We start from the raw sequence: 23,012 nt of genomic DNA, 5'->3' as shown, positions 1-23,012 counted from the left end.
TGAGACATTGTCGGATACTGTTGCGGAACAATCACTTACGAATATTCACGGCACACCCTGGGAGACCATCGACGAGCTGCGTTCGATGACGCCGCGGGGCAGCGCGGCCGCGAATGCGGTGGCCACCACCATGGTCGCGGCCAGCCCGAACAACACCGTCCGCTGAGACGCCAGATAGTCCGCGGCAACCGGCTCCGCAGGAAGCAGACCGAAGTACAGGGCCCCGGTCACCGCGGTTCCCACAGCCGATCCCACTTGTTGGACGGTCGGCAGAATTCCCGAGGCCGAGCCGATGGCGTGCGGGGCCACCCCCGCGACGATGGTGCTCTGCAACGGCGCGATCACCGACCCGAGACCCGCGCCGAGTACCCCGAGCGGCACGACCGCCCACCAGGGAAAGCCGGCACGGTCCAGGTATTCTGTGGTGACGCCGAGAACGAGCAGAGCCAGTCCCATAGCGGCCGCGCCGGCCGCAACGACGCGAGAATCCCAGTGGTGGAACGAGATCGGCGCGGCCACGGAAGCGAGCACCGCCCCGAGCGCGAAGGGAACAGTGATCGCTCCCACCGTCGACGCGCTCTCACCCAATCCGGATTGCAGTGTCACCGACATCGTCAGAACGAACCCGGTGAAGGTCCCGTACACGAGAGCCGATACGGCGCATCCCACGGAGAATCCTCGCTCACCGAAGACGCCGATGTTCACCATGACGTGTGCTCCTGCAGCACGTCGACGACGCTCCCACATCGCGAACCCGGCCAGTGTCGTCAGACCGAGCGCAACCGCGGGCAACGCTGCGGCGACACTCGAGCTGATCATGACGGGACAGACGATCAGCAGGGCCCCGATCGACCATAGGACGGCACCGACCGGGTCGAACCGCCCGCCGTGTCCGGCCGGGACCTGCTCGGTACCCGATGCCACGAACCTGCGGCCGAGAACGATCGCCGCCGCCGCGATCGGGACGTTGATCAGAAACAGTGCTCGCCAACCGGTTCCGAGGATGTCGAGGTGCAGCAGCGCTGCGCCGATGGACGGCCCAGCGAGTCCGGCCAGCCCCGCGGTGCCACCGTACAGCGCGAACGCGGTGGTGCGCCGCGTGCCGGAGTAGGCCGCTGTCACGATCGCCACCGTCTGCGCCGACATCGCCGCTCCCGCGAGCCCCTGCAGCACGCGGGCGAGGACGAGCAGTTCGACGGTGGGCGCGTAGGCGCAGAGCACCGACGTCACGGCGAACAGTGCAGTGCCGGTGACGAATACCGTTCTGCGCCCGAACACCTCACCTGCGCGCGCCATCGTGAGCAGCGCGCAGGCGAAGGCGAGCAGATATGCCGTCGGGATCCAGACCTGCTGGGTGCCCGACGCGTCGAGGTCACGCGCGATCGTCGGCAACGCCACGGTGACGGCGGTGACGTCGATCATCTGCATCGTGACGGCCAGCAGGCAGGCACCCAGCGTCAGCCACGACCCGCGGCGAGGGAGCGTCATACCCTGCTGACGTCCGGAAGCTCGTGGGCCAACACGTGAGCCTCGGGTGGCTGTGGGATGTAGTCGCCCTTGTCGACCACGGCGGCGTAGATTTCGGAGATCTTGGAGAAGTACAGGTCGATCGAACGATCGGCCTCGTCGGTGCCCGGGTACAGGAACTCGACGCCGGTGTGGTCCTCGAAGCGGTTGATCCACATGAAGACTTCCTCGGAACTGCCGCGGTTGCCGTACAGACCCGCTCCCGCCGCATCCAATTCGGCTTCGCCCGGCAACTTGCGAACGTCGACGTACGAGATCATCGGCGCGGTCCATCCCGGCTGCGTCGTGATTCCGTGTTCCGGCAAGGCCAGCTCGAGCACCCGGTGGTACGAGGTGTTCGCCAGCAACTTTCCGGAGTCGAATGCTGCCTGTGCGAGCACTGCGAGGGTACGGAACGTCGGCTGCTCACCGAGGTCGAATTGCACCGGAATCAGGCTCGAATACCACCCGATCGACGCGAATTCGCCCGGGGTCGCCCGCGTGCTCTTGGGCGTCAGACCGAGGTAGCTGCCCCGGCCGGCGAGCTCGTACTCCGCCAGCGCTGCGGCGGCGAAGATTCCGCCGATGAACTTGACTCCCACGGCTGCACACGCCTCGTCGACTGCCTGCGCGGTGGCACCGTCGAACAACGGGAACGAGCTGTGCGAGGTCCGCGTGTAGTCGATGCTGCTGCGTCCCAACGGAAGTGGGAACGTCGGCAGATCGCCCCCGTTGTCGGTGACCAAGTCGATCCAGGTCCGAACCGCGGGGCTCTCGAGAGTCGTCGCGTCGCTCTCGAGACGTTCACGCTGGCAGTACTCGAGGTAGCTGCCCGGGGTGAACAGGCCGTCGGACTCCCCCGTCACCGCGTTGCGATATAGCTGGCGCAGTTCGTAGTAGGTCAGGGCCTGCGAGATGCCGTCGGTGTCGAGGTGATCGACCGCCGCGTACACCACGAAGTGATCGTCGTGTTCGATCGTTCCGAACGAGAAGCAGTCCCAGCTCTCGGGACCGGGCGTGCTGTCCTGCACGTGACGCCGAATGGCCTCGGAGTCCGCAGGCGTTCCGAAATCGGTCGCTTCGAGCGCGATGTCGGCGACGTCGACGAGGTGGCGCGTCGAACCCTCGGCCGTCGTCGAGAACCAGCTACGGAACGAATCGTGTCGGGTGACGAACGTGTTGAAAGCTCGTCCCATCGCGGTGCGGTCCAGTGCGCCTTCGATCTTGAACGTCACCAGGCACAGCCGGGAGAATCGGAACGACGATCCCCGGTTGCGGTAGGCGGCTTCGAGATACGCCTGCTGGATGTGCGAGGGCGGTGCCGGGTGAACGGGCGCAGCCGCGGCAGCAGCTCGTGAGGCGACGGTGGGTGACCACGTGGTGAGCGGTCCTGGAGCGGGCTTCCACTCGTCGATGAGTCCGAATGCGACCACGACACAACCTTTCGAAGGAGACAGAGCGATTCGACGCGGCGAGGTGCGTCGGAGGGGCCAGTGCATCACCCGGGCAGAGGCCGAGAAACCCCGTCGACGAGCATTTTGGAAAATTGACAACGATTCGCGGGATATCTGTGTCAGAACTGAAGGATCGTCAACATTGTTGTCGACACCAGTGATCCGCATTACCGTCCAAAGGCACATCGCGCTCGCCGGAGATTTGTCGTGCGCGGCTCCCACAATGTCAGGAACCGTTGATGCCCAGTCGATTTCGCCTCGGTCAGGCGACCTTGTCGGCGCTGAGTGTGCTCGCTACCGTCGTCGTTCTCCTATCGACTACGGCGGGGTCGGCTTCCGCCGACACCGTCTCGTCGGTGGTCGGCGTCGAGGGAGTTGCCGACCGACGAGACATCGTATGGGTGCATTCGGCAGCCATGGACCGCGATATCCAGCTCGACGTATTTCGGTCGGCGCAGCCCGGTTCACCCACGCTCTATCTACTCAACGGAGCGGCGGGCGGTGACGGGGGAAGCAGCTGGTTCGATCAGACCGACATCGCCGGCTTCTTCGGAGACAAGAACGTCAACGTGGTGGTTCCGCGGGGCGGCGCTGCGAGCTATTACACCGACTGGTTGCACGACGATCCGGTACTGGGCCGAAACATGTGGTCCACCTTTCTCGGTCGCGAACTTCCTCCGTTGATGGATGCTCTGCTCGACGGCAACGGGGCCAATGCGGTCGCCGGGATCTCGATGGCAGGCACGTCCGTTCTGCAGTTGGCCATCGCCCATCCCTCGGTGTATCGATCCGTCGCCGCGTTCAGTGGATGCGCACGCACCAGCGACCCGGTGGGTGCGATGTACGTCAGGTCCGTCGTCGAGGCCCGCGGCGGTGGGTCGACCGCCAACATGTGGGGACCACAGGGCAGCGCCGACTGGATTGCCAACGACCCCTACGTCAATGCCGAGGGGCTGCGCGGCATGGCCGTCTACATCTCGTCCGGAACGGGAGCGCCCGGTGCGTTCGACGTGCCGGGCGGCCCCGGTATCGGCAGCGATTACGGCAAGCTCGCACAACAACTCGCCGTCGGCGCAGTGATCGAAGCAACGACAGATGTGTGCTCGCAACAGATGCGGAAACGGTTGCAGGAGTTGAACATCGAGGCCACCTACAACTTCCGACCCAACGGGACCCATTCCTGGGCCTACTGGCAACAGGATCTGCACGATTCGTGGTCGGTGATCGCACCGTCGTTGGGGCTGCCGACCGGCCCGTCCTGAGCCGTGCACTCCTCGAGCGATGACGAAGGAAAAGCGATGAACCGAACCGACGTTGCGGGCACTCCGGCTCTGGCTGCCACCTGGGCCCGCTCTCCGTGGCCACTGGCAGACATCATCCGGGCCAAACGTGGCCGGACCGTCTCGGTCGTGCTGCCCGCTCTCGACGAGGAAGAGACCGTCGCCGGCGTCATCGCCTCGATGACTCCCCATCTGGGCAGCCTGATCGACGAGCTGGTGGTGCTGGATTCGGGGTCGACCGACCGCACCGCGGCGCGGGCCCGCTGCGCCGGTGCCACCGTCGTCTCCAGGGAGGACGCCCTAACCGGCACACCCGTGGTTCGCGGCAAGGGTGAAGCGCTGTGGCGCGGAGTGGCCGCCACCTCGGGCGACCTCGTGGTGTTCGTCGACTCCGATCTGGTCGATCCCGGTTCGCACTTCGTTCCCTCCCTCGTCGGTCCACTGGTCATGTCCGACGACGTCGAGTTGGTCAAAGGCTTCTACCGTCGGCCGCTGACGATCGGTGACACCACCGACGAGGACGGCGGCGGCCGCGTCACGCAGCTGACGGTACGACCGCTGCTGACGGCGCTTCGGCCCGAACTCGCCGGCGTCTTCCAACCGTTGGGCGGGGAATACGCCGCGACTCGTCGCCTCCTGGAAGCACTTCCGTTCGCCCCCGGCTACGGCGTCGAGATCGGTGTACTGCTCGATACGTGCGACCGTTGGGTATCGGCGCGATCGGCCAGGTCGGACTGGGAACCCGACGGCATCGAAATCGGCCGACGTCGGAGTTGGCTGTCATGAGTCGGCAGATCATCGCCACGATGTTCTCGCGCCTGGGTCTGAGCGATTCCGGAGCCGGGTTCACCACGTTCTCCACCACCGGAACTCAGCTCTCGATGAGCGTGGCACCGTTGTCTCTCGTCGACCGTCCCCCACTGACCACCCTGGACGAATACAACCGCCTCACCCGATGCCCGGCGATGAGTGCACCCGGCTGATTCGAGCGCGGTTTCACGACAACCTCACGCCCCTGCTACCGACTGAGCGCCCATGTTTGCGCCCGAGGAGGGTCGCGCGGTCGGAAAAAGGGGTGTGCACTATCGAAACGTCTGCGCCACAACACAACACCCCGCCCCACTGAGTGTGGGACGGGGTGTTGTCGTGGAACGGAGTATTACTTTCCGGCCTCCGCTGCCCGCAGATCCTTACGAAGAATCTTGCCGGCCGCAGACTTCGGCACGATGTCGATGAACTCGACGCGTCGAACCTTCTTGTGTGGGGAGACGCGCTCGGCGACGAACGCGATGATGCCCTCTTCGTCGATCGTGGCACCCTGCTGGCGGACGACGAACGCCTTGGGGATTTCCTCGCCCTCGTCGTCGAGAACACCGATGACGGCCGCGTCGGCGATTTCCTCGTGCGTGAGCAGCAGCGCCTCGAGCTCCGCCGGGGGCACCTGGTAGCCCTTGTACTTGATCAGTTCCTTGAGGCGGTCGACGATGTAGACGACGCCCTCGTGGTCGGCGACGGCGATGTCGCCGGTGTGCAGGTAACCGTCGGAGTCGAGGGTCTCCGCGGTAGCGGAAGGATTGTTCAGGTATCCCGCCATCACGTTCGGTCCCTTGACCCACAGCTCGCCCGGCTTGCTCAATCCCTCTGTGGGCAGCTCGATTTCCTCGAGCGTGCCCGGGTCGACGAGCTTGTTCTCGGTGTTGGCCAGTGGCTGGCCCACCGAGCTGAGCGGCATGTCGTCGCGATCGAACGGGATCGCGTGGCTGACCGGGCTGAGCTCGCTCATGCCGTAGCCCTGACGCACCCGCGTGTTCAAGCGCTTGGCGACGGCCTTGCCGAGCTCTTCGTCCAACGGTGCCGCGCCGGAGAAGATGGTGTGCACGCTCGAGAGGTCGTACTGATCGATCATCGGGTGCTTGGCGAGCGCAACGGCCACCGGCGGGGCGATGAACAGGTAGGTCAGCTTCTGGTCCTGGATGATGCGCAGGAACTCGACGAGGTCGAACTTCGGCATCGTGACCAGGTGCGCGCGCAACTTGAGGGCGATGTTGAGCAGCACCGTCAGTCCGTAGATGTGGAAGAACGGCAGCAGCGCCAGGATCGCGTCGTTGCTGTCGATGCCCACGCGCGGTTCCATCTGGGCCACGTTGGCGACGAGGTTGCGGTGCGTGAGGATGACGCCCTTGGGCACACCCGTCGTGCCGGACGAGTACGGCAGCACGGCAACGTGCGTCGCCGGATCGAACGAGACCTCGGGAGCAGGCGCGCCCTGGGTGAGCAGGTCCCGCAGACTCGGGTGGCCCTCGGCGCCGTCGAGCACGATGACGTGATCGGCGTCGATACCCACCTTCTCCGCGGCGGCCTTGGCCTGCGGGTACAGCGGGGAGACGGTGAACAGGAACTTCGCGCCCGAGCCGGTGAGCTGCTTGGCGATGTCCTCGGCGGTGTAGAGCGCATTGATCGTCGTCGCGGTTCCGCCGGCACGCAGAATGCCGTGCAGCACCGAAGCGAATGCGGGGACGTTCGGCGAATGCAGTCCGACGACGTCGCCGACCTCGAGCCCACGGGCAGCGAGCGCCCCGGCGATCGCGTCGACCTGGCCGATCAGGCTCTTGTAGGTGGTGACGTCACCCGACGTGCCGTCGATGAGCGCAGGCTTGTCCAGATCGGACTCGGCGATGGACCCGAACAGGAAGTCGTAGACGCTCAGATTCGGGATCTCGACGTCGGGAAAGGGACTGCGGAAGCTCATGGCTCTCCTTCGAAAAACTGCGGCAACAATGATCGAACCTTACAGTGAAAGCGGTCACATCGGACTTACGACCCTACCGCTGAGTCAGATGGCGAAACCGTCAACTCCTGGACGCGTACGGTTTGCCCGCCGCGGCCGGTCCTCGCACGTGGCCCACCAGGCCGGCGACGGCGAAAATGGTGACCACGTACGGCAGCATCAGCATGAACTCGCTCGGCACCGGGGACCCGATGATGCCCAGTACGTTCTGCAGATTCGACGCGAATCCGAACAGCAATGCGGCCAGGGTGGCCCGCACCGGATCCCATCGGCCGAAGATGACCGCGGCGAGTGCGATGTAGCCGGCACCTGCGGTCATCTCCTTGCCGAAGGCTCCGACGGACCCGAGCGTGAAATACGCACCGCCGAGCCCGGCGATGGCACCGGCGAGGCAGACGTTCCAGAACCGCGTTCGGGCCACGTTGATTCCGACGGTGTCGGCGGCTTGCGGATGCTCACCGACGGCACGTAGTCGCAGACCCCACTTGGTATGGAACAGACCGAAGAACACCAGGGCCACGGCGATGTACATCAAATAGACGATCAGTGTCTGTCGAAACAGCACCGGACCGAGGATCGGAATCTGCGAGAGCACCGGAATGTCGATGCGCGCGAAGCGCGGTGGCGAATTCAGCGTCTCGGCGTTCTTGGTGAGCACCACCGAGTACAGGAAGCTCGTCAGTCCCACGACGAGCACGTTGAGCACCACACCGACGATGACTTGATTGACGAAGTAGCGAATCGAGAACACGGCCAGCAGAGACGCCGTCAGTGCGCCTGCGACCAGAGCGGCGAGCAAGGCCACGTAGGTCGAACCGGTGATCGACGCGACGACGGCGCTGACGAAAGCCCCTGCCAGCAGCTGCCCCTCGATGGCGATGTTGATGACGCCGACACGCTCGGAGATCACTCCGCCCATCGCACCGAAGATCAGCGGTGTGCTCAAAGCGACTGCGCCGATGAGCAATCCGGGTACGGGGATCGTCTCCCCGTCCGCGGCCCACGCGAGAAATCCGAATACGAACAGCACTGCGAACACGGCGAGCAGCCACAGCGGCGTCGACCGGTAACGCGACGCCAACAGGGCCGCGTAGCCGGTGATGACGGCCAGCAATACGACCACGACCAGGCCGGCACCGTACGACGGTACGCCGACGGCGGGCAGTGCGAAGAAGTCGTCTTCGGAGGCCAGCGCGAATGTACTGGTGCCCGAGCCTTTTCGGACGACGAACAGCACCAACGCCAGCAGTGTCACGACCCCGAGGATCGTGGGCACCTTCCAACTACGACCGAGGACCGTCTCTGCGGGTGAGTCGACGGAGGTGGTCACAGTGCACCCACCTTCGCGGTCTCGGCTTTGGCGAGTTTCTCTTCACCGGGTTTGGGCAATCGGAACACTGCTCGCACCAACGGCGGTGCGGCGATGAACAGCACGATCACCGACTGCACGACGAGCACGATGTCGATGGGTACGCCCTCGGCCGCCTGCATGGCGAACCCGCCGGCCTTGAACGCGCCGAACAGGATTCCCGCGAAGAAGACGCCCCACGGTTTGGATCTCCCGAGCAGGGCCACGGTGATGGCGTCGAATCCGATACCGGCGTCGATGTCGGCACTGAAGCCGGTGGTGACCGTACCGAGCACCTGAGCCACACCGGCCAGGCCGACGAGAGCTCCGGACAGGATCATCGCGTAGAGGTAGATACGGTTGACGTTCATGCCGGCGACGCGGGACGCGTGCGGGTTCTCACCGACGGCGCGGAATCGGAATCCGAGGCTCGATCGTTCGAGCAGCCACCACACCGCGACCGTCACGAGGATCACTAGCACGAACCCGAGATGCAGGTTGTACTTGTCGCCGAACAGCTTCGGGAACACGGCCGTCGATTCGATGGGGGCCGTCTTGGGATTGTTCGATCCCGGAGCCTGCAGCGCACCGGGAGTACGCAGCAGGTACGAGATGAGATAGAACGCAACGTAATTGAGCATGATCGTGACGATCACCTCGTGAGCACCGGTGCGGGCCTTGAGGAATCCGGCGATGCCGCCCCAGACCGCGCCGCCGACAACGCCTGCGACAACGGCCACCAGCAGATGGATGCCGGCGGGCAGGCTCACCCCGAAACCGACCCAGCCCGCGCATGCGGCGGCGATCAGCATCTGGCCACGACCACCGATGTTGAACATACCGACTCGAAAGGCAAGGGCCACACCGAGTCCGGCGACGATGAGCGGTGTCGCGAATGTCAACGTCTCGGTCAACGGCCGGATGCCGTTCTCGAACCCGGGACGACGGAAGTTGTACACCGACCCCTGGAACAGCGACGAATACGCGCCGGACACCGAATCCCAGATCGCCGTCAGCATGTCCGACGGACGGGAGAAGAAGTAGCCTGCCGATTCCTGGACGCCGGAGTTGGTCGCGGCAATGAGGACGGCACCGACGATCAGCGCAAGCAGGACCGCGAGAACCGAGATGATGGCACTGCCGGTGAAGATCTGCCGAAGTACGACATGAGCTTTCGACGGCTGCTCGGTCTCACTCACCGCGCTCGCCGCCCATCATCAATCCGAGTGTTTCGCGGGACGTATCCCCGGGGACGATTCCCACGATTGCTCCTCGATACATGACGGCTATGCGGTCGGCCAGTGCGGCGACCTCGTCCAGTTCGCTCGACACCACGATGACCGGGATCCCCGAATCCCGGGTGGCGACGATGCGCTTGTGTACGAATTCGATGGATCCCACGTCGATTCCGCGAGTGGGCTGCGCGGCGACGAACAGTCGCAGATCGCGGCTCAGTTCGCGTGCGAGCACCACCTTCTGCTGGTTACCACCGGAGAGGCGTCCGACAGCGGTTCCGATTCCCGGTGCCCGCACGTCGAATTCGGTCAGTTTCTCCGACGCGAACGTGTCGAGATACTCCCGCTGTACCGCTCCGCGCCGCACGAACGGCTCACTGATGGAGCGGTCGAGCATCAGGTTCTCGGCAATCGAGAACTCCCCCACCAGGCCGTCGACGGTCCGGTCCTCGGGCACGAACCCCACGCCGGCGTCGAGCACCTGCTGAACTGTCTCCCCGACGAGCGAGCGGCCGTCGAGGGCGATCTTTCCGGATACGTTCTCCTGCAAGCCGAGTAGCGCCTCGACGAACTCCGTCTGGCCGTTGCCCTGCACGCCGGCGATGGCGAGGATTTCTCCCGCGGCGACCTCGAGACTGATGTCGTCGACGGTTTTGTTGCCCTGGGCGTCGAACACCGACAGGTTCTCGACGACCAGTGCGGCAGCACCCGGCTCGGCCGGTTCCTTCGAAACTGTCAGCTGCACATCACGTCCCACCATCAACGCGGCGAGTTCGGTGTTGCCTGCCGTCGGCTTCGCTTCGCCGACGACCTTGCCGAGCCGGATGACGGTGATCTTGTCTGCTACTTCGCGTACTTCACGGAGCTTGTGGGTGATGAACACGATGGTGGTGCCCGACGCCGCAAGTTCCCGCATGATCCGCATCAGATCGTCGGTTTCCTGCGGCGTCAGCACGGCCGTCGGCTCGTCGAACACGAGCACCTTGGCTTCTCGAGAGAGCGCCTTGACGATCTCGACCCGCTGCTGCACGCCGACGGGGAGATCGTCGACGAGAGCATCGGGGTCGAGGTCGAAGCCGAACCTCGCGGATATTTCTCGTACCAGCTTTCGCGCTGCCACGAGGTCGAGTCGTCCACCGAGCGAGGTGGTTTCGTTGCCGAGCACGATGTTCTCGGCCACGGTGAACACCGGAATCAGCATGAAGTGCTGATGCACCATGCCGATTCCTGCAGTCATCGCTTCGCCCGGTCCGGCGAAGTTCTGCTCGACGTCGTCGAGCAGGATCTGGCCCTCCTCGGCGCGGTACAGGCCGCTGAGCACGTTCATCAACGTGGACTTGCCTGCGCCGTTCTCACCGAGGAGGCAGTGGATCTCGCCGGATTCGACCGTCAGATCGATGTGATCGTTGGCGATCAACGAGCCGAATCGTTTGGTTATACCGCGAAGTTCGAGCTTCATATCCCTTTACGACCGGGGCTACTTGGGTGCCGACGGCGATTCGACGGTGATGGACCCGTCGACGATGCCGGCCTTGATCGTGTCCAGTTCGCCCTGCAGCGCGGGGTCGACCTGGGACTCGAAGTCGTGGAACGGCGCGATGCCGACGCCGTCGTTCTCGAGGGTGCCCACGTACGGGCTGTTGTCGAACTTGTCTGCACCGGAGTTGGCCACTACCTCGTCGACACTGGTCTTGAGGCCCTTGGTCACCGAGGTGAGCAGCAGGTCGCCGACCGACGGGTCCGACTCGAAGACGTCGGCGTCCGCACCGATCAGTGCGACCGGACGAGAGGAGTCCCGAATGGCCTGCGCCGCACTCTGATAGATGGGTCCACCGACCGGGAAGATGACGTCGGCGTTCTGGTCGATCAGGCCCTGGGCGGTGTTCTTGGCGACCTCGTTGGCGGTGAATCCGCCGGTGAACGAGCCGTTCTGGGAAGGCACGTCCCAGCCGATGACGCGGACTGCCTTGCCCTTCTGCTCGTTGAAGTAGTTCACACCGTCGGCGAAACCGTCCATGAAGATGGTGACGGTCGGCAGCTGCGAGCCGCCGAAGGTGCCGACGACTCCGGTCTTGCTGTAGCTGGCGGCGGCGTAACCGGCCAGGAATGCCGACTGCGACGCGTCGTAGGTCAGCGGCTTGACGTTCGGCAGATCGATCGAGGAGTCGTCGATGATCGCGAAATCGATGTCGGTGTTGGCCTCGGCCGCGACCTTGGTGGCGTCGGCCAGGTCGAATCCGACGGTGACGATCAGGTTGCAACCCTGATCGACGAGGTTGTTGATGTTGGGGGCGTAGTCGGTGGGCGACGTGGACTCGACGGTGCGCGGCTCGACGCCGAGCTCGCCTGCGGCCTCGGTGAGTCCTTCGAAACCGAGCTGGTTGAACGACTTGTCGTCGAATCCGCCACTGTCGGAGACCATGCAGGGCAGGAAGTCACTCGAGCCGCCCTCGCCGGATCCTTCGTTCTCGGGTGCGGATCCACAGCCTGCGATCAGGGCGATGGCACCGAGCGACGCGACGCCGCCGAGTGCTGCCTTCCGCGTACTCGTGCGGGTAACGAATGACAAGATGTCCTCCAATATCGATGTGTGTTTCGTCTGTTTCGGGACGGTACTCGCGCGAACCTGGGTGCGCAGGATTTCACTCAGGTATCGGTGTCGGGCGCGACCTTGCCGGGCAAGGTTCCGCCTTTGCCGAGTACCCGTGCTTCGTCCTCGCGCACCATCACTGCCGGGCCCGCGGCGACCACCGATGGATTCGACGGCGTACCGGGCTTGAATACGTTGAAGAATACGTTGAGCACCACTGCGACAATGCTTGCGGCACTGATTCCGGAATGGAACACCGTGACGAACCAGTCCGGGAACTCGTCCCAGAAGTCGCTCGCAACAACAGGAATGAGACCGAAAGCCAAGGTCACCGCCACGATGACGACGTTGGCGTTGTTGTCGTAGTTCACCTTGCCGAGGGTGCGGATTCCACTGGCGGCGACGGTTCCGAACAGGGCGATTCCGGCACCGCCGAGCACGGGCAGCGGAACCACGCCGACCACCGCCGCGAGAACCGGCGAAAGACCCAGCAGCGCAAGCACGCCGCCGCCCAGGGCGACGACGAAGCGGCTCTTGATGCCGGTCATCGCAACCAGTCCCACGTTCTGTGCGAACGCCGTCGCGGGGAACGTGTTGAAGATGGGGGCGACGGCCGAGGAGACCATGTCTGCACGCAAACCGTCGCCGACACGTCGGGAGTCGACGTCGGTTCCGACGACCTCTCCCACGGCCAGGATGTCGGCCGTGGTCTCCACCATCACCACCAGGATCACGATCGTCATCGACACGATCGCGCCGACGGCGAAGATCGGCGAGCCGAAGGCGAACGGGGTGGGCACCGCGACCACCGCGGCGTCCCCGACGCCGCCGAAGTCCGTCTTGCCCACGATCAGTGCTGCGATCGTCCCGACGACGAGCCCGAGCAGGATGGACAGGCGCGAGAGCACCTTGATCTTGGTCATCACCAGCACCGCGAGCAGGGTGAACATCGCCAGTCCGATGTTGCCGGGGTCCAGGTACTCGGGGTTCGGCGCACCGCCCACCATTTCCTGGCCAGTGATCCAGCGCGCGGCCACCGGCATCAGCGACAGCCCGATGACGGTGATGATGCTTCCGGTCACCAGGGGCGGGAAGAATCGGACGATCTTCGAGAAGAACGGGGCGATGGCCAAACCGATCAGCGCGGCCACCAGGACGGCCCCGAGGACCGTACGGAGCCCGGTCCTACCGTCCTCGGCGCTGCCGATGATGGTCAGCACCGTCGACACCGATGCAAACGAGATGCCTTGCACCAGCGGCAGTTGCGAGCCGAAGAAGGGCACTCCGACGGTCTGCAGCACGGTCGCGACGCCACTGACGAACAGCGCGCACGAGATGAGCAGCGCTTGATCGGCCCCGGACAGGCCCGCTGCTCCGCCCACGATGATCGGGACGGCGATGACACCGCCGAACATGGACAGGATGTGCTGCATGCCGTAACCGAACATCTGCAGCAGCGGCGGGCGAGTGTCCTCGGGCCTGGTCATGACCTCAGGCTAGGAACCGGACGTTACCGAGGGCAATACCCAGCCGTTTCCGGCGAGTTACGGATGTTCCGGCTCGTCGCTGCTGCCACCGGCCACCAGGTGCTCGAACGCCTTCAGATTCGCGAGCGATTCTCCGCGTGACACACGCCAGGCCCATTCGCGCTTGATCGACTCCGCGAAACCCAGCTCGAGCAACACGTTGAAGTCGCCGTCGGCGGCCTCGAGGGTCTGACCGAAGATCCGATCGAGTTCGTCACCGTCGACGGCGCGCAACGACATTCGGCCCACCAGGTAGATGTCACCGACCTTGTCGATCGTGTAATGCACTCCGTACAGCCGACGGTTGCGACGCAGCAGGTATTTGTAGACGCCCTCGAAGTTCTCGTCGGGCTTGCGGCAGACGAACGCCTCGATGCGCACCCCGTGGTGTCCGACGGTCACCATCGTCGTCGTCTTCAGTTTGCGTTCCCCGGGCAGTTCGACGGTGAACACCTCGCCGCGCCGCGTGTAGTCCAGTTCGCGGTCCTTCAGGACCCGGTCGATCAGTTCGGCGGTTTCGCTCATGCAGTCACTGCTCCCGATCTGCGCAATTTCGACAATCCTCGGACTCGACGCGGCGAGAATTCACTCGGTGCCTCGCCTCGATCGAAGTGGAATCGGGCCTGCCGGTAGCTCTCGATCAGGCCGTCCGCGGTGTGTTCCCACGAGAAGTTTCGCGCATGGAGCGGTGCGGCAATTGCCATCTCGGACAACGCCGCTCGATCGACGAGCATCGACGCCAAGGCGTCGGCCCAGTCCGTGATGCGGTGTCCCTGCACCAGTCGCCCGGTTTCACCGGATCGCACCGCGACACCGAGCCCGCCGACATCTGCTGCGAGAACCGGTGTTCCACAGGCCTGGGCTTCGATCGCCACCAGACCGAACGATTCGTTGTAGCTCGGCACCGCCACGAGATCGGCGGCTCGGTACACCTGCGCCAGGCGCGCGGACGGCTGCGGCGGCATGAACGTCACGTGCGGGGTGATCCCGAGCGTATCGGCCAGATCGATCAGACTGTCGGGTCGGTCCAACCCGCTGCCGGACGGTCCGCCGACGATCAGGATCCGCAGCGGCATGCTCGGATGTCGTTGCAGCACTTCGGCAGCCGCTGCGACCAGAACATCGGGGGCCTTGAGCGGTTGGATCCGCCCGACGAACGCGACGACGGCCTCGTCCTGCGAGAGTCCGAGTGCGGCACGTGCAGCCCGCTTGTCTCCCGGATTGTATTGCGCCAGATCGGCTCCCGGGGCAACCACGTCGATCGACTCCTGCCGAGCCCCGTAGATCTCGACGAGCGATTTCGCTTCCTCGGTGGTGTTGGCGATCAATCGATCGGCCTCGGCGACCACCTGCTGCTCACCGATCTGACGGGCCGCGGGCTCGGGTGCGTCGCCCTGAGCCAGGGACGCGTTCTTGACGGCGGCGAGGGTGTGCGCCGTGTGCACCAACGGCACTCCCCAGCGATCACGCGCCAACCACCCCACCTGACCCGACAGCCAGTAGTGCGAATGAACCAGGTCGTAGTAGCCGGGCTCGTGCCGAGCTTCCTCGCGGAGCACCCCGGCCGCGAACGCACACAGTTGAGTGGGCAGGTCGTGTTTGTCCAGACCCTCGAACGGCCCCGCGACGATGTTGCGTACCAGCACCCCGGGAGCGGCCTCGACGACCGGCGCGTCGCTCGACGACGTCGCGCGGGTGAATATCTCGACCTCGACGCCGCGTTCGGCCAACTGCTTGGCGCTCTGCAGTACGTAGACGTTCATTCCCCCGGCATCGCCCGTTCCGGGCTGCGCCAGCGGGGAGGTATGCAAGGACAACACAGCGACCCTGTTCAGCCGGCGTCCAGTCACTTCTTCAGCGTGCACGCCTCCACATTACGTCGCCACGTCTGCCGCTTCGCACGGCCTGCGCTTTTGCTCACCCGTCCAGACCGTCGACGAATTCGCTCACCTCGCCGAGAAAGCGCTCGGGATCGGCGACGAACGGGCCGTGGTCGACGCCGTCCCAGTACGACGCGCCGGCTCCGGGAATGAGGTCCGCGGCGTGCCGACCGGCCGAGACATCGACGACGGTGTCGTCGGTTCCGTGCAGCACGAAGGCGGGGACATCGAGGTTGCGCAGCAGCTCGTCGTGGCCGACGGTGCGATCGAACAACGCGGCGCGAACCCTCGGCCGGGTGGACAGGGTCAGCCCGAACAGGGCCTGCGCCTCGGTGCCCTTTCCCTCGACAGGGCCCGTCAACGCGTTACCGAAACTACCCAGCGCCTTGATCGCGATACGCGGTTCTTCCGCCATCGCCCCGGGGATCGCCGCCCGCATGGCCGTGCCCACCCGTCCGCCTGCCTCGCCTCTGCCGATACTCGTGATCGCGCCCACGAGCACGATGCCCGCGATCGCGTCCGAGCCGTGAGTCGCGAGATAATCGCAGATCACCAGCCCGCCGTACGACCACCCCAGCAGCACTGCGCCCGCCGTGATGTTCTCGGCGTCCAGCACCGCGGCCACGTCCCCGGCCCAGATCTTCGAGTCGTCGTATCCGGCCTCGGGGGCATCGGAGTAACCGTGGCCACGCAGGTCGACGGCGACGACGCGGTAGCGCGACGAAAGATCGGCCAGCAGCCCGTCGCCCCAACACGACGAACTCTGCGCCCACCCGTGCAGCAGAACCAGCGGTCTCGCCGCCGGGTCACCGGTGACGCGATAGACGATGTTCGTTCCGTCGATGCCGGTGGCCTGCCGAACCGGTCCTGCTGCAGGGGTGCTCATGTGGGGTCAACTTACGCGGCTGCTCGGCGCATCGAGGCCAGTGGATCCGAGTACAGGGAACTGAGCGAAACCACCGTTGCGGCGAACTCCTGCACCCTGTCGCCGAATCCGGTGACCCGAATGTCCCTGCGCGGCAACGTCGAATTGGCGGCGAAGGCCTCCCCCACGTGCGGAATCCCGGCGGGATACGCCGTGAACGCCTGGCCACCGAGTACCACTCGATCCGGATTGAACATGTCGCGTAACAGGGCGACCGTCCGACCCAACGTGACGGCCCGTTCGACGAGCAAGTCCCTGGCCGCCTCCGAGCCGTCGGTCGCGGCTCGGTACACAGCGGAGATAGTCGGCCGGGCTCCGCGGGCTACGCTCGCGAAAATTCTGCGGTCGATCGCCGCGGTCACGATCGCGCGATCGCTGACGGCCGCTTCGAGGCAGCCCCGGTTGCCGCAGCTGCACAGCACCGACGAGCCGGTGGGCAGGTGAGCGATCGACCCGGGTCCGCTGGACGGAGTGTGCACGCGGCCGTCGATCGTCAGCGCCATACCTGCGCTCTCGCGTGCATAGAAGTAGAGCGAGGTGCCGGTGCTGCTCGGCGGAGCAGCGGTATCCGATACGCGGGGCGCGAGCAGAAGTTCCGACGCCGCCATCGCTTCGACGTGGCCGGAAACAGAGATCGGTAGCCCCAGCCCACCGCCGATGACACCCGCCACCTGGGCGTTCTCCCAGCCCAGACGCGGATGATCGACGGTGCCGGTCGTCGTGTCGACACGGCCGCCGAGGGCAACCCCCACCCACAGTGGGGTGCGCCGATGCCATCTGCCGGCGAAGGCCCCGGCACTGCGGGTGATCGAAGCGAGCGCCGCATCGGCGGACCCGCTCGGCGTGGGAATCTCCACAGCCCCCAGGATCTTTCCGCGCGGATCGCTGACGATGATCCCGGTGACGACGGCACCGATATGGATCCCGATGGTCGAGAACGGCTCGTGATTGACCTCGAACGGCACGCGGGGTCGTCCGATCGCACCGGCGGCCGTGAGGTCCGCGCGCTCGCGCAGCAATCCGACGCCGAGCAGAGCGGACACCTGACGATTGACCGTGGCAATGCTCAAACCCGTTGTGCGCGCGGCACTGTCACGCGAGATCGGGCCCTCGACGCATGCGACCCGCAGTACCGACGCCGCGGGACTGTCGGCAATCCGAAGATCGGGCGCGACGAGCTGGACCCGCGATCGCAGCGGGCTGTGGGAGGTGGACCGCGCCGGCGAGCGCAGCGCGGTGGGGCGAGAGTGGTGGTGCAGCGTGGATACGGACATCCGTCGTGTTCCTCAGCAGTGGAAGACTCTCGTCTCGTGTGCAACGTCGACGAAAGAGCGAAGTGATGCAGGTCAAGGGGTGAGGCGGACCGGAGAGGTCCACGTCACGCGAATCGACTGCCCATAGCGCGAGAAGGCTAGAGACAGGTTCCTTGGCCGAGACAACACAATTCCCGAGGAAGCGGGAGGCGAGACCCGAGGGACGCGGTCACATAGGTGACCCGCATCGCGGTGGTCTCGCTGGCGGACATGAACCCAAAATTAGCACTCGAAGCCCGATTGTCCAATCGGGCCCGTCCGGATGCGCTGTTTCTCCCGCACTAGAATTTCTCCATGACCTCGCCCGAACACATCGCACCCGATACCCGCATCGCCGTCGTCACCGGAGCGAGTTCCGGCATCGGCGCGGCCACTGCGCGGCAACTCGCCGCCGACGGATTCCACGTCGTCATCGGCGCACGCAGGCTCGACCGACTCGAAGAACTGGCCTCGGAGATCGGCGGCACCGCCCTGGAACTCGATGTGACGGACGAGGATTCGGTGGCCGCCTTCACCGCCGTCATCCCCCGCGTCGACGTCCTGATCAACAATGCCGGTGGCGCAAAGGGATTGGCCCCGGTGATCGACGCCGACCTCGACGACTGGCGCTGGATGTGGGAGACCAACGTTCTCGGCACACTCCGCGTCACGAAAGCGTTGCTGCCCAAGCTGATCGATTCCGGAGACGGCCTGATCGTCACCATCACCTCCGTCGCGGCATTCGAGGCCTACGACAACGGCTCGGGATACACCTCCGCCAAACATGCTCAGGCCGTACTGCATCGGACGCTGCGCGGCGAGCTGCTCGGCAAGCCGGTGCGGTTGACCGAGGTCGCACCGGGTGCCGTCGAAACCGAATTCTCACTGGTCCGCTTCGACGGCGACGCGGCCAAGGCCGACGCGGTCTACCAGGGCATCACGCCGTTGGTCGCAAGCGACATCGCCGAAGTGATCGGCTTCGTCGCCTCCCGCCCGTCGCACGTCAACCTTGACCAGATCATCATCAAGCCACGCGATCAGGCCGGTCCGGGGCGCTTCTCCCGTAAGTAGTAGTGCGCTGCGCGCAGTGGTGCGGTTAAGTGCCCCCTGGGGTACATAACCGCACCACTGCCGTAGGCACTCACCCAGCGGGCGCAGGTGCCGTTGTCGTCGCGGGTGCCGTTGTCGCAGGCGTCGTCGATGCGGCTGCTCCGCCGGCAGGAAGAGCCGACATCGACTCCCAGGTCGGCCAGTCGATGGCCCAGTCGTACAGGTCACCGTCCGCTGCGGAGAGGTCGATGCGGGTGCCGGTGACCTCCACCGGGTCGCCGTACATAGCCGTGCCGAAGTACTGCTGCGCGTCCTCGGTCGAGAGGTTGATACATCCGTTGGTGACGTTCGATGCGCCCTGCACGCCGGTGGTCAGTGGGTTGGCGTGAATGAACTCGCCGTTGTTCGAGATGCGCACCGCCCAGCGTTCGCGCACGTTCTCGTAGAACGGCGGGTTCGACATCAGGAAGTCCTCGTGCTTCTCGGTGACGACGTGGATGCCGCTGCGGGTGACGTTGCGATCCTCGTTGCCCTCGCCGTAGCTGACGGGAATGTCCATGATCGTCGCGCCGTCACGCACCACCTGCATGCGGTGGCTGGTGGCGTCGGCGACGACGACCTGGCTGCGTCCGATACTGAAGTTCAGGGTGACGTCGTCGGCCCCGTAGGCACCGTCGCCGTAGTTCACGCCGTAGAGCTTGGCGTTCACCGAGACCGTCGTGCCGGGCGTCCAGTAGTTGGTGGGACGCCAGTGGATGCGCGAGCCGTTGTCGTCGGGGAACCACGCCCAGGCACCGGGCGTCGGCGGATTGGTGGTGACGGTCAGCGCCTTCTCGACGGCTGCCTTGTCCTCGATCGCCGAGTCGAACTGCAGGATGATCGGCGCTGCAATGCCGACTTCCTGGCCGTCGCCGATGTTGGTGCTCACCGAGGTACGGCTGTCCGGTTCGACGGTGGTGAAGCTGCCCTCGATCGGCACGGTCTTGTTGTCAGCGCCGACGGCGGAACCGGACCACGTGTATTTCACCCCGTACCCGAGTGGCTCGGTGACAGCGTAGGACGCCTTGTCGGGTGCCAGCGCGCCCTGAACGACCTTGCCGTCCGGGTTCGTCAACTCGACCTGGGTGAGCGTTCCGTTCGTCACCGACACCGAGATCGGTGCCACCGGGCTGACGTCGGTAGCACCTTCGGCCGGGTTCTGCGTGATCTGCGCGACGGGCGCTGCCTCGGTCGTCGGTGCCGAAGCACCGGGGCTCTTGTCGCCCGATCCGACGGTGCAGCCGGCTACTAACGCAACCAGTGCGACGAGCACGGTGACCAACCACACCATGCGCGTCCGTTTTGTCTGTTCTACCTGCTCATGCACGTTGTCCAACGTACCTGCGTCTGCGAACTACCCCACATTTCCCACTGTTTTTGGGGGCAGTCTCACAGCGAACCGTCAACGACGAGTCAGAGCTTCTGCGAGCGCAGCTCGTGTCCCTTCGACGTCAGGCAGCGGCCCGAGTCCAGGTTCCAGTCCCAGCCGTGCAGGTTGCAGGTGAGCTTGTTTCCCTCGACGATGCCGAACTTCGTCAGGTCCGCCTTCAGGTGCGGGCAGCGACGTTGAATTTCGTAGCCGCCCATCGTGATGGTTGCCGTGTCGTCGTGCGCCTCGGAGAACCAACCGTCCGCGTAGGCGATGCGTTCGTCGGTGAGGCACTTGAAGAACGTGTACAGGAACTCGTTGTACCCGCCGACCCGTCGGGCCCGGAACCGGGTGGACAGGAAGATCGAGTTGACCCAGTCCGGCTCCTGATCACGCACTGCGGTGCGTACGAGTTCTGGCGGGATGGTGAAGCTGTAACGGAATTTCTCGTTCGAGATCGGTTCTCGGACAATCCTTTTCGGGAAGTCCAGCACAACTGTCTCGTCGCCCATCGTAATTCCGACGGGGTAGCCGATGCCGTCGCAGATCAGATCCGTCTGCGCCATGATCGGCTCGAAGAGTCCGCGCAGCGGCTCGAGGAGCGGCTCTCCCTCGGCCGGTGCCCAGCCTGCCTTCTCGGCCGCGATCACCGACGCCTGACGCTGGGCGTAGGCCTCGATGTAGTCGGCTTTGCCGGTGGTGAAGATGGCTTCGGCGTCGGCCGTGGCGATGGGATGCTCGTGGGACTTCAGATCCGAACCCTCGAATGTGGCCGTCGTGCCCGGAATCATCAGCAGACCCTTGTCGTGCCCGTGCAGTCGCATCTGCTCGAGAAACACCATCTGGTCCGGGAACACGTTGGCCGGGTCGCCGTAGACGTCGTTGAGCGAGCGCAGTTCGTCGTCGAGGAAACACGGCGGGCCCGCGGACGGAATGACCCACGTGGAGCCGACCTGCTCGATGTACTGACGCGCACGATCCATCTGTCGCTGACGCTTCTGGATACCGAAGTTTCGCTTCGCCCGCGAGACCATGTCGTAGACCATCGGGTACCAGATCGCGCCCGAATACTGCAGCATGTGGACGTCGACCGGACCGAATTGCTCGGTCATCATGTCCAGGTCCACCGGCCGCGCGTCGTTCATGTTGAACGCGACGGTCTTCCCGTCGGACACCACCAGGCCGGAGTCGCCGATCGGGCCGTCGGCAGGCGCGCGGAGCGCGATGATCATGATGTCGAGATCGCCCTTGGGCCCGGTCAGCGTGTGCTTGACCGAGTCGGTGGTCTCGTAGAACTTGTGGAAGCCGAGCTTCTCCAGCTCGTGCTTGAGATCGAGCACCGGGTAGTCCGGCAGCAACACCGTCGCGTCCTTGTTGACGTGTTCGGCCAGGTTCTTCGGATCGAAGTGGTCCTTGTGCAGGTGCGAGACGTAGAGGTAATCGCAATCACCCAACTCGTCCCAGTCCAAGCCCGAGTTGTCGGGGAAAGGGAACCACGACGCGTAGAAAGACGGGTTCACCCACGGATCGCACAGGATGCTCCCCGCCTCGGTCCGAATATGGAATCCCGCGTGCCCCACGCTGGTGACCTGCACTGACTTACCTCCTACGAGCCGAACTCTCGAATCTCCATCGTATGCGCCGTTTCGAGCGTCCCTAACCCAGAGCGCAGTTGACGAGGTCACACTCGGGGGTCAGCGTGACCCCGAACTTCTCTCGCACACCGTCTCGGACGTGCGCGGCAAGAGCCATGATGTCCGACGCGGTGGCCCCACCCCGGTTGGTGATCGCGAGTACATGTTTGGTCGACAGAGCCGCGGTACCGCGGCCGAACTCGGTGCCGTAGCCCCGCGGGAATCCCGAGTTCTGAATGAGCCAGGCGGCCGGAATCTTCGTGCCGGCCGGATCGGAAAAGCTCGGCGCGTGGGTTGCCTGCTCCGGCACCTCCGGCAACACCGGGTTGAGGAAGAACGACCCCACGCTCCACGTGTCGTGATCGGCCGCATCCAGCACCATTCCACGCTCACCGCGCAGCGCGAGCACTGCTGCGCGCACGTCCGGTACCGGAACGACGTCGCCGATCTGCACATCGAGCCGCTCCGACAACGCCGCGTAGCGCACCGGCAGCGATTCGGTGGTCTTCTTCAGCGCGAACGTCACGTCCAGAATCACGTAGCGCGACGATCGCTTGAACACCGACGACCGATGCGTTCCGAATCCGCACTGCTCCGGCGTCCACACCGAGGTCTCCTGCGTCTGCCGGTCGTAGACGGTGAGGCTGTGCAGCAATTCCGACGTCGACGCGCCGTAGGCCCCGACGTTCTGAATGGGCGTCGCGCCCGTCGTTCCAGGAATCCCCGACAGCGCTTCCATCCCGGACAGACCCGCATCGATCGTCGCCTGTACGACGGCATCCCACTCGACACCGGCGTCCACGGTCACCCGCTCGCCGTCGATCTCCAACCGCGAGCCGGTCACCCGAACCACCCGGCCGTCGAACCCGTCGTCGCCGACGACCAGGTTGGATCCGCCGCCGATGACCAGCACGTCCGTCCCTGCACGGTCCGCGTCACGCACCAGGGAGACCAACTCGTCAGCGTTCGTCGCGACGGTGAATTCACGGGCTGGGCCGCCCACCCGGATGGTGGTGAGTTCGGAAATTGCAGTAGGCACGGACCCTCACGCTACCGGTCGCGCACGAACGTCCTCAGTCACCCGGTAACCTGCGGG

17 protein-coding genes and 1 pseudogene are annotated in these 23,012 nt (G+C 65.1%); 3 read left to right on the top strand and 15 right to left on the bottom strand.

What is annotated here, in order from left to right:
- Positions 1–45: 45 nt before the first annotated feature.
- Together JLZ96_RS19940 and JLZ96_RS19935 are read right to left on the bottom strand one after the other, a co-directional pair.
- On the bottom strand, positions 46–1,488 hold the full coding sequence (locus JLZ96_RS19940; RefSeq protein ID WP_201011089.1) for an MFS transporter: 1,443 nt from the start codon (positions 1,486–1,488) through the stop codon (positions 46–48).
- A complete protein-coding gene (locus JLZ96_RS19935; RefSeq protein WP_201011088.1) occupies positions 1,485–2,939 on the bottom strand; it encodes a condensation domain-containing protein in 1,455 nt (484 codons plus the stop codon). The genes JLZ96_RS19940 and JLZ96_RS19935 overlap by 4 nt, the downstream gene beginning before the upstream one ends.
- Positions 2,940–3,199: 260 nt before the next feature.
- Here JLZ96_RS19935 and JLZ96_RS19930 point away from each other — a divergent pair, with 260 nt between their 5' ends.
- Together JLZ96_RS19930 and JLZ96_RS19925 are read left to right on the top strand one after the other, a co-directional pair.
- The gene (locus JLZ96_RS19930; RefSeq protein ID WP_201011087.1) at positions 3,200–4,222 is read left to right on the top strand and encodes an alpha/beta hydrolase family protein; all 1,023 of its coding nucleotides are present in this window, start codon (positions 3,200–3,202) and stop codon (positions 4,220–4,222) included.
- 36 nt (positions 4,223–4,258) lie between these two features.
- A pseudogene (locus JLZ96_RS19925) lies at positions 4,259–5,223 on the top strand (glucosyl-3-phosphoglycerate synthase).
- A 176-nt stretch (positions 5,224–5,399) separates the two neighbouring features.
- On the opposite strand, the gene JLZ96_RS19920 reads toward JLZ96_RS19925, so the two are convergent.
- The 10 genes from JLZ96_RS19920 to JLZ96_RS19875 form a co-directional block, all read right to left on the bottom strand.
- Positions 5,400–6,989 carry an AMP-binding protein gene (locus JLZ96_RS19920; protein ID WP_032381245.1) on the bottom strand — a complete coding sequence of 530 codons (1,590 nt, stop codon included), beginning with the start codon at positions 6,987–6,989 and terminating at the stop codon, positions 5,400–5,402.
- A 100-nt stretch (positions 6,990–7,089) separates the two neighbouring features.
- Positions 7,090–8,358: an ABC transporter permease gene (locus JLZ96_RS19915; protein ID WP_027498372.1), complete on the bottom strand. Its 1,269-nt coding sequence runs from the start codon at positions 8,356–8,358 to the stop codon at positions 7,090–7,092.
- Complete coding sequence (locus tag JLZ96_RS19910) at positions 8,355–9,575, bottom strand: ABC transporter permease (protein WP_032365197.1); 1,221 nt, start codon at positions 9,573–9,575, stop codon at positions 8,355–8,357. Before JLZ96_RS19910 ends, JLZ96_RS19915 begins: the two co-directional genes overlap by 4 nt.
- Entirely contained in the window at positions 9,568–11,070 is a 1,503-nt protein-coding gene (locus JLZ96_RS19905; protein WP_201011086.1) for an ABC transporter ATP-binding protein, read from the bottom strand. The genes JLZ96_RS19910 and JLZ96_RS19905 overlap by 8 nt, the downstream gene beginning before the upstream one ends.
- A gap of 18 nt (positions 11,071–11,088) precedes the next feature.
- Entirely contained in the window at positions 11,089–12,180 is a 1,092-nt protein-coding gene (locus tag JLZ96_RS19900; protein ID WP_236254174.1) for a BMP family protein, read from the bottom strand.
- Positions 12,181–12,257: 77 nt separating this feature from the next.
- Positions 12,258–13,688, bottom strand: coding sequence for a nucleobase:cation symporter-2 family protein (locus JLZ96_RS19895; RefSeq protein WP_048316288.1), 1,431 nt, complete (start codon positions 13,686–13,688; stop codon positions 12,258–12,260).
- A 57-nt stretch (positions 13,689–13,745) separates the two neighbouring features.
- On the bottom strand, positions 13,746–14,252 hold the full coding sequence (locus JLZ96_RS19890) for a YbjN domain-containing protein (protein WP_094665551.1): 507 nt from the start codon (positions 14,250–14,252) through the stop codon (positions 13,746–13,748).
- Positions 14,249–15,577 carry a D-inositol-3-phosphate glycosyltransferase gene (mshA, locus tag JLZ96_RS19885; protein WP_032369922.1) on the bottom strand — a complete coding sequence of 443 codons (1,329 nt, stop codon included), beginning with the start codon at positions 15,575–15,577 and terminating at the stop codon, positions 14,249–14,251. The genes JLZ96_RS19890 and mshA overlap by 4 nt, the downstream gene beginning before the upstream one ends.
- A 67-nt stretch (positions 15,578–15,644) precedes the next feature.
- Positions 15,645–16,493: an alpha/beta fold hydrolase gene (locus JLZ96_RS19880; RefSeq protein WP_201011084.1), complete on the bottom strand. Its 849-nt coding sequence runs from the start codon at positions 16,491–16,493 to the stop codon at positions 15,645–15,647.
- Positions 16,494–16,504: 11 nt separating this feature from the next.
- Positions 16,505–17,806, bottom strand: coding sequence for an ROK family transcriptional regulator (locus tag JLZ96_RS19875; protein ID WP_201011083.1), 1,302 nt, complete (start codon positions 17,804–17,806; stop codon positions 16,505–16,507).
- A gap of 333 nt (positions 17,807–18,139) precedes the next feature.
- Between JLZ96_RS19875 and JLZ96_RS19870 the strand changes: the two genes are divergently transcribed.
- Positions 18,140–18,895: an SDR family NAD(P)-dependent oxidoreductase gene (locus JLZ96_RS19870; RefSeq protein WP_027498379.1), complete on the top strand. Its 756-nt coding sequence runs from the start codon at positions 18,140–18,142 to the stop codon at positions 18,893–18,895.
- A 70-nt stretch (positions 18,896–18,965) separates the two neighbouring features.
- On the opposite strand, the gene JLZ96_RS19865 is transcribed toward JLZ96_RS19870, so the two are convergent.
- From JLZ96_RS19865 to JLZ96_RS19855, 3 genes are all read right to left on the bottom strand, one after another.
- The gene (locus JLZ96_RS19865) at positions 18,966–20,204 is read right to left on the bottom strand and encodes an Ig-like domain-containing protein (protein WP_201011082.1); all 1,239 of its coding nucleotides are present in this window, start codon (positions 20,202–20,204) and stop codon (positions 18,966–18,968) included.
- A gap of 122 nt (positions 20,205–20,326) precedes the next feature.
- Complete coding sequence (locus JLZ96_RS19860) at positions 20,327–21,877, bottom strand: MBL fold metallo-hydrolase (RefSeq protein ID WP_032390621.1); 1,551 nt, start codon at positions 21,875–21,877, stop codon at positions 20,327–20,329.
- Positions 21,878–21,938: 61 nt separating this feature from the next.
- A complete protein-coding gene (locus JLZ96_RS19855) occupies positions 21,939–22,955 on the bottom strand; it encodes a UDP-N-acetylmuramate dehydrogenase (protein WP_201011081.1) in 1,017 nt (338 codons plus the stop codon).
- Between the last annotated feature and the right edge of the window lie 57 nt (positions 22,956–23,012).

This window comes from Rhodococcus sp. NKCM2511, assembly GCF_014905595.1.
Lineage (GTDB): Bacteria > Actinomycetota > Actinomycetes > Mycobacteriales > Mycobacteriaceae > Rhodococcoides > Rhodococcoides fascians.
This window is presented reverse-complemented; position numbering and strand designations above follow the sequence as displayed.

Coding starts and splice junctions, on each gene's coding strand:
- JLZ96_RS19940 (WP_201011089.1), bottom strand. CDS start 1,488: ATGACGCTCCCTCGCCGCGGGTCGTGGCTGACGCTGGGTGCCTGCCTG.
- JLZ96_RS19930 (WP_201011087.1), top strand. CDS start 3,200: ATGCCCAGTCGATTTCGCCTCGGTCAGGCGACCTTGTCGGCGCTGAGT.
- JLZ96_RS19920 (WP_032381245.1), bottom strand. CDS start 6,989: ATGAGCTTCCGCAGTCCCTTTCCCGACGTCGAGATCCCGAATCTGAGC.
- JLZ96_RS19905 (WP_201011086.1), bottom strand. CDS start 11,070: ATGAAGCTCGAACTTCGCGGTATAACCAAACGATTCGGCTCGTTGATC.
- JLZ96_RS19895 (WP_048316288.1), bottom strand. CDS start 13,688: ATGACCAGGCCCGAGGACACTCGCCCGCCGCTGCTGCAGATGTTCGGT.
- JLZ96_RS19890 (WP_094665551.1), bottom strand. CDS start 14,252: ATGAGCGAAACCGCCGAACTGATCGACCGGGTCCTGAAGGACCGCGAA.
- JLZ96_RS19880 (WP_201011084.1), bottom strand. CDS start 16,493: ATGAGCACCCCTGCAGCAGGACCGGTTCGGCAGGCCACCGGCATCGAC.
- JLZ96_RS19875 (WP_201011083.1), bottom strand. CDS start 17,806: ATGTCCGTATCCACGCTGCACCACCACTCTCGCCCCACCGCGCTGCGC.
- JLZ96_RS19870 (WP_027498379.1), top strand. CDS start 18,140: ATGACCTCGCCCGAACACATCGCACCCGATACCCGCATCGCCGTCGTC.
- JLZ96_RS19865 (WP_201011082.1), bottom strand. CDS start 20,204: ATGGTGTGGTTGGTCACCGTGCTCGTCGCACTGGTTGCGTTAGTAGCC.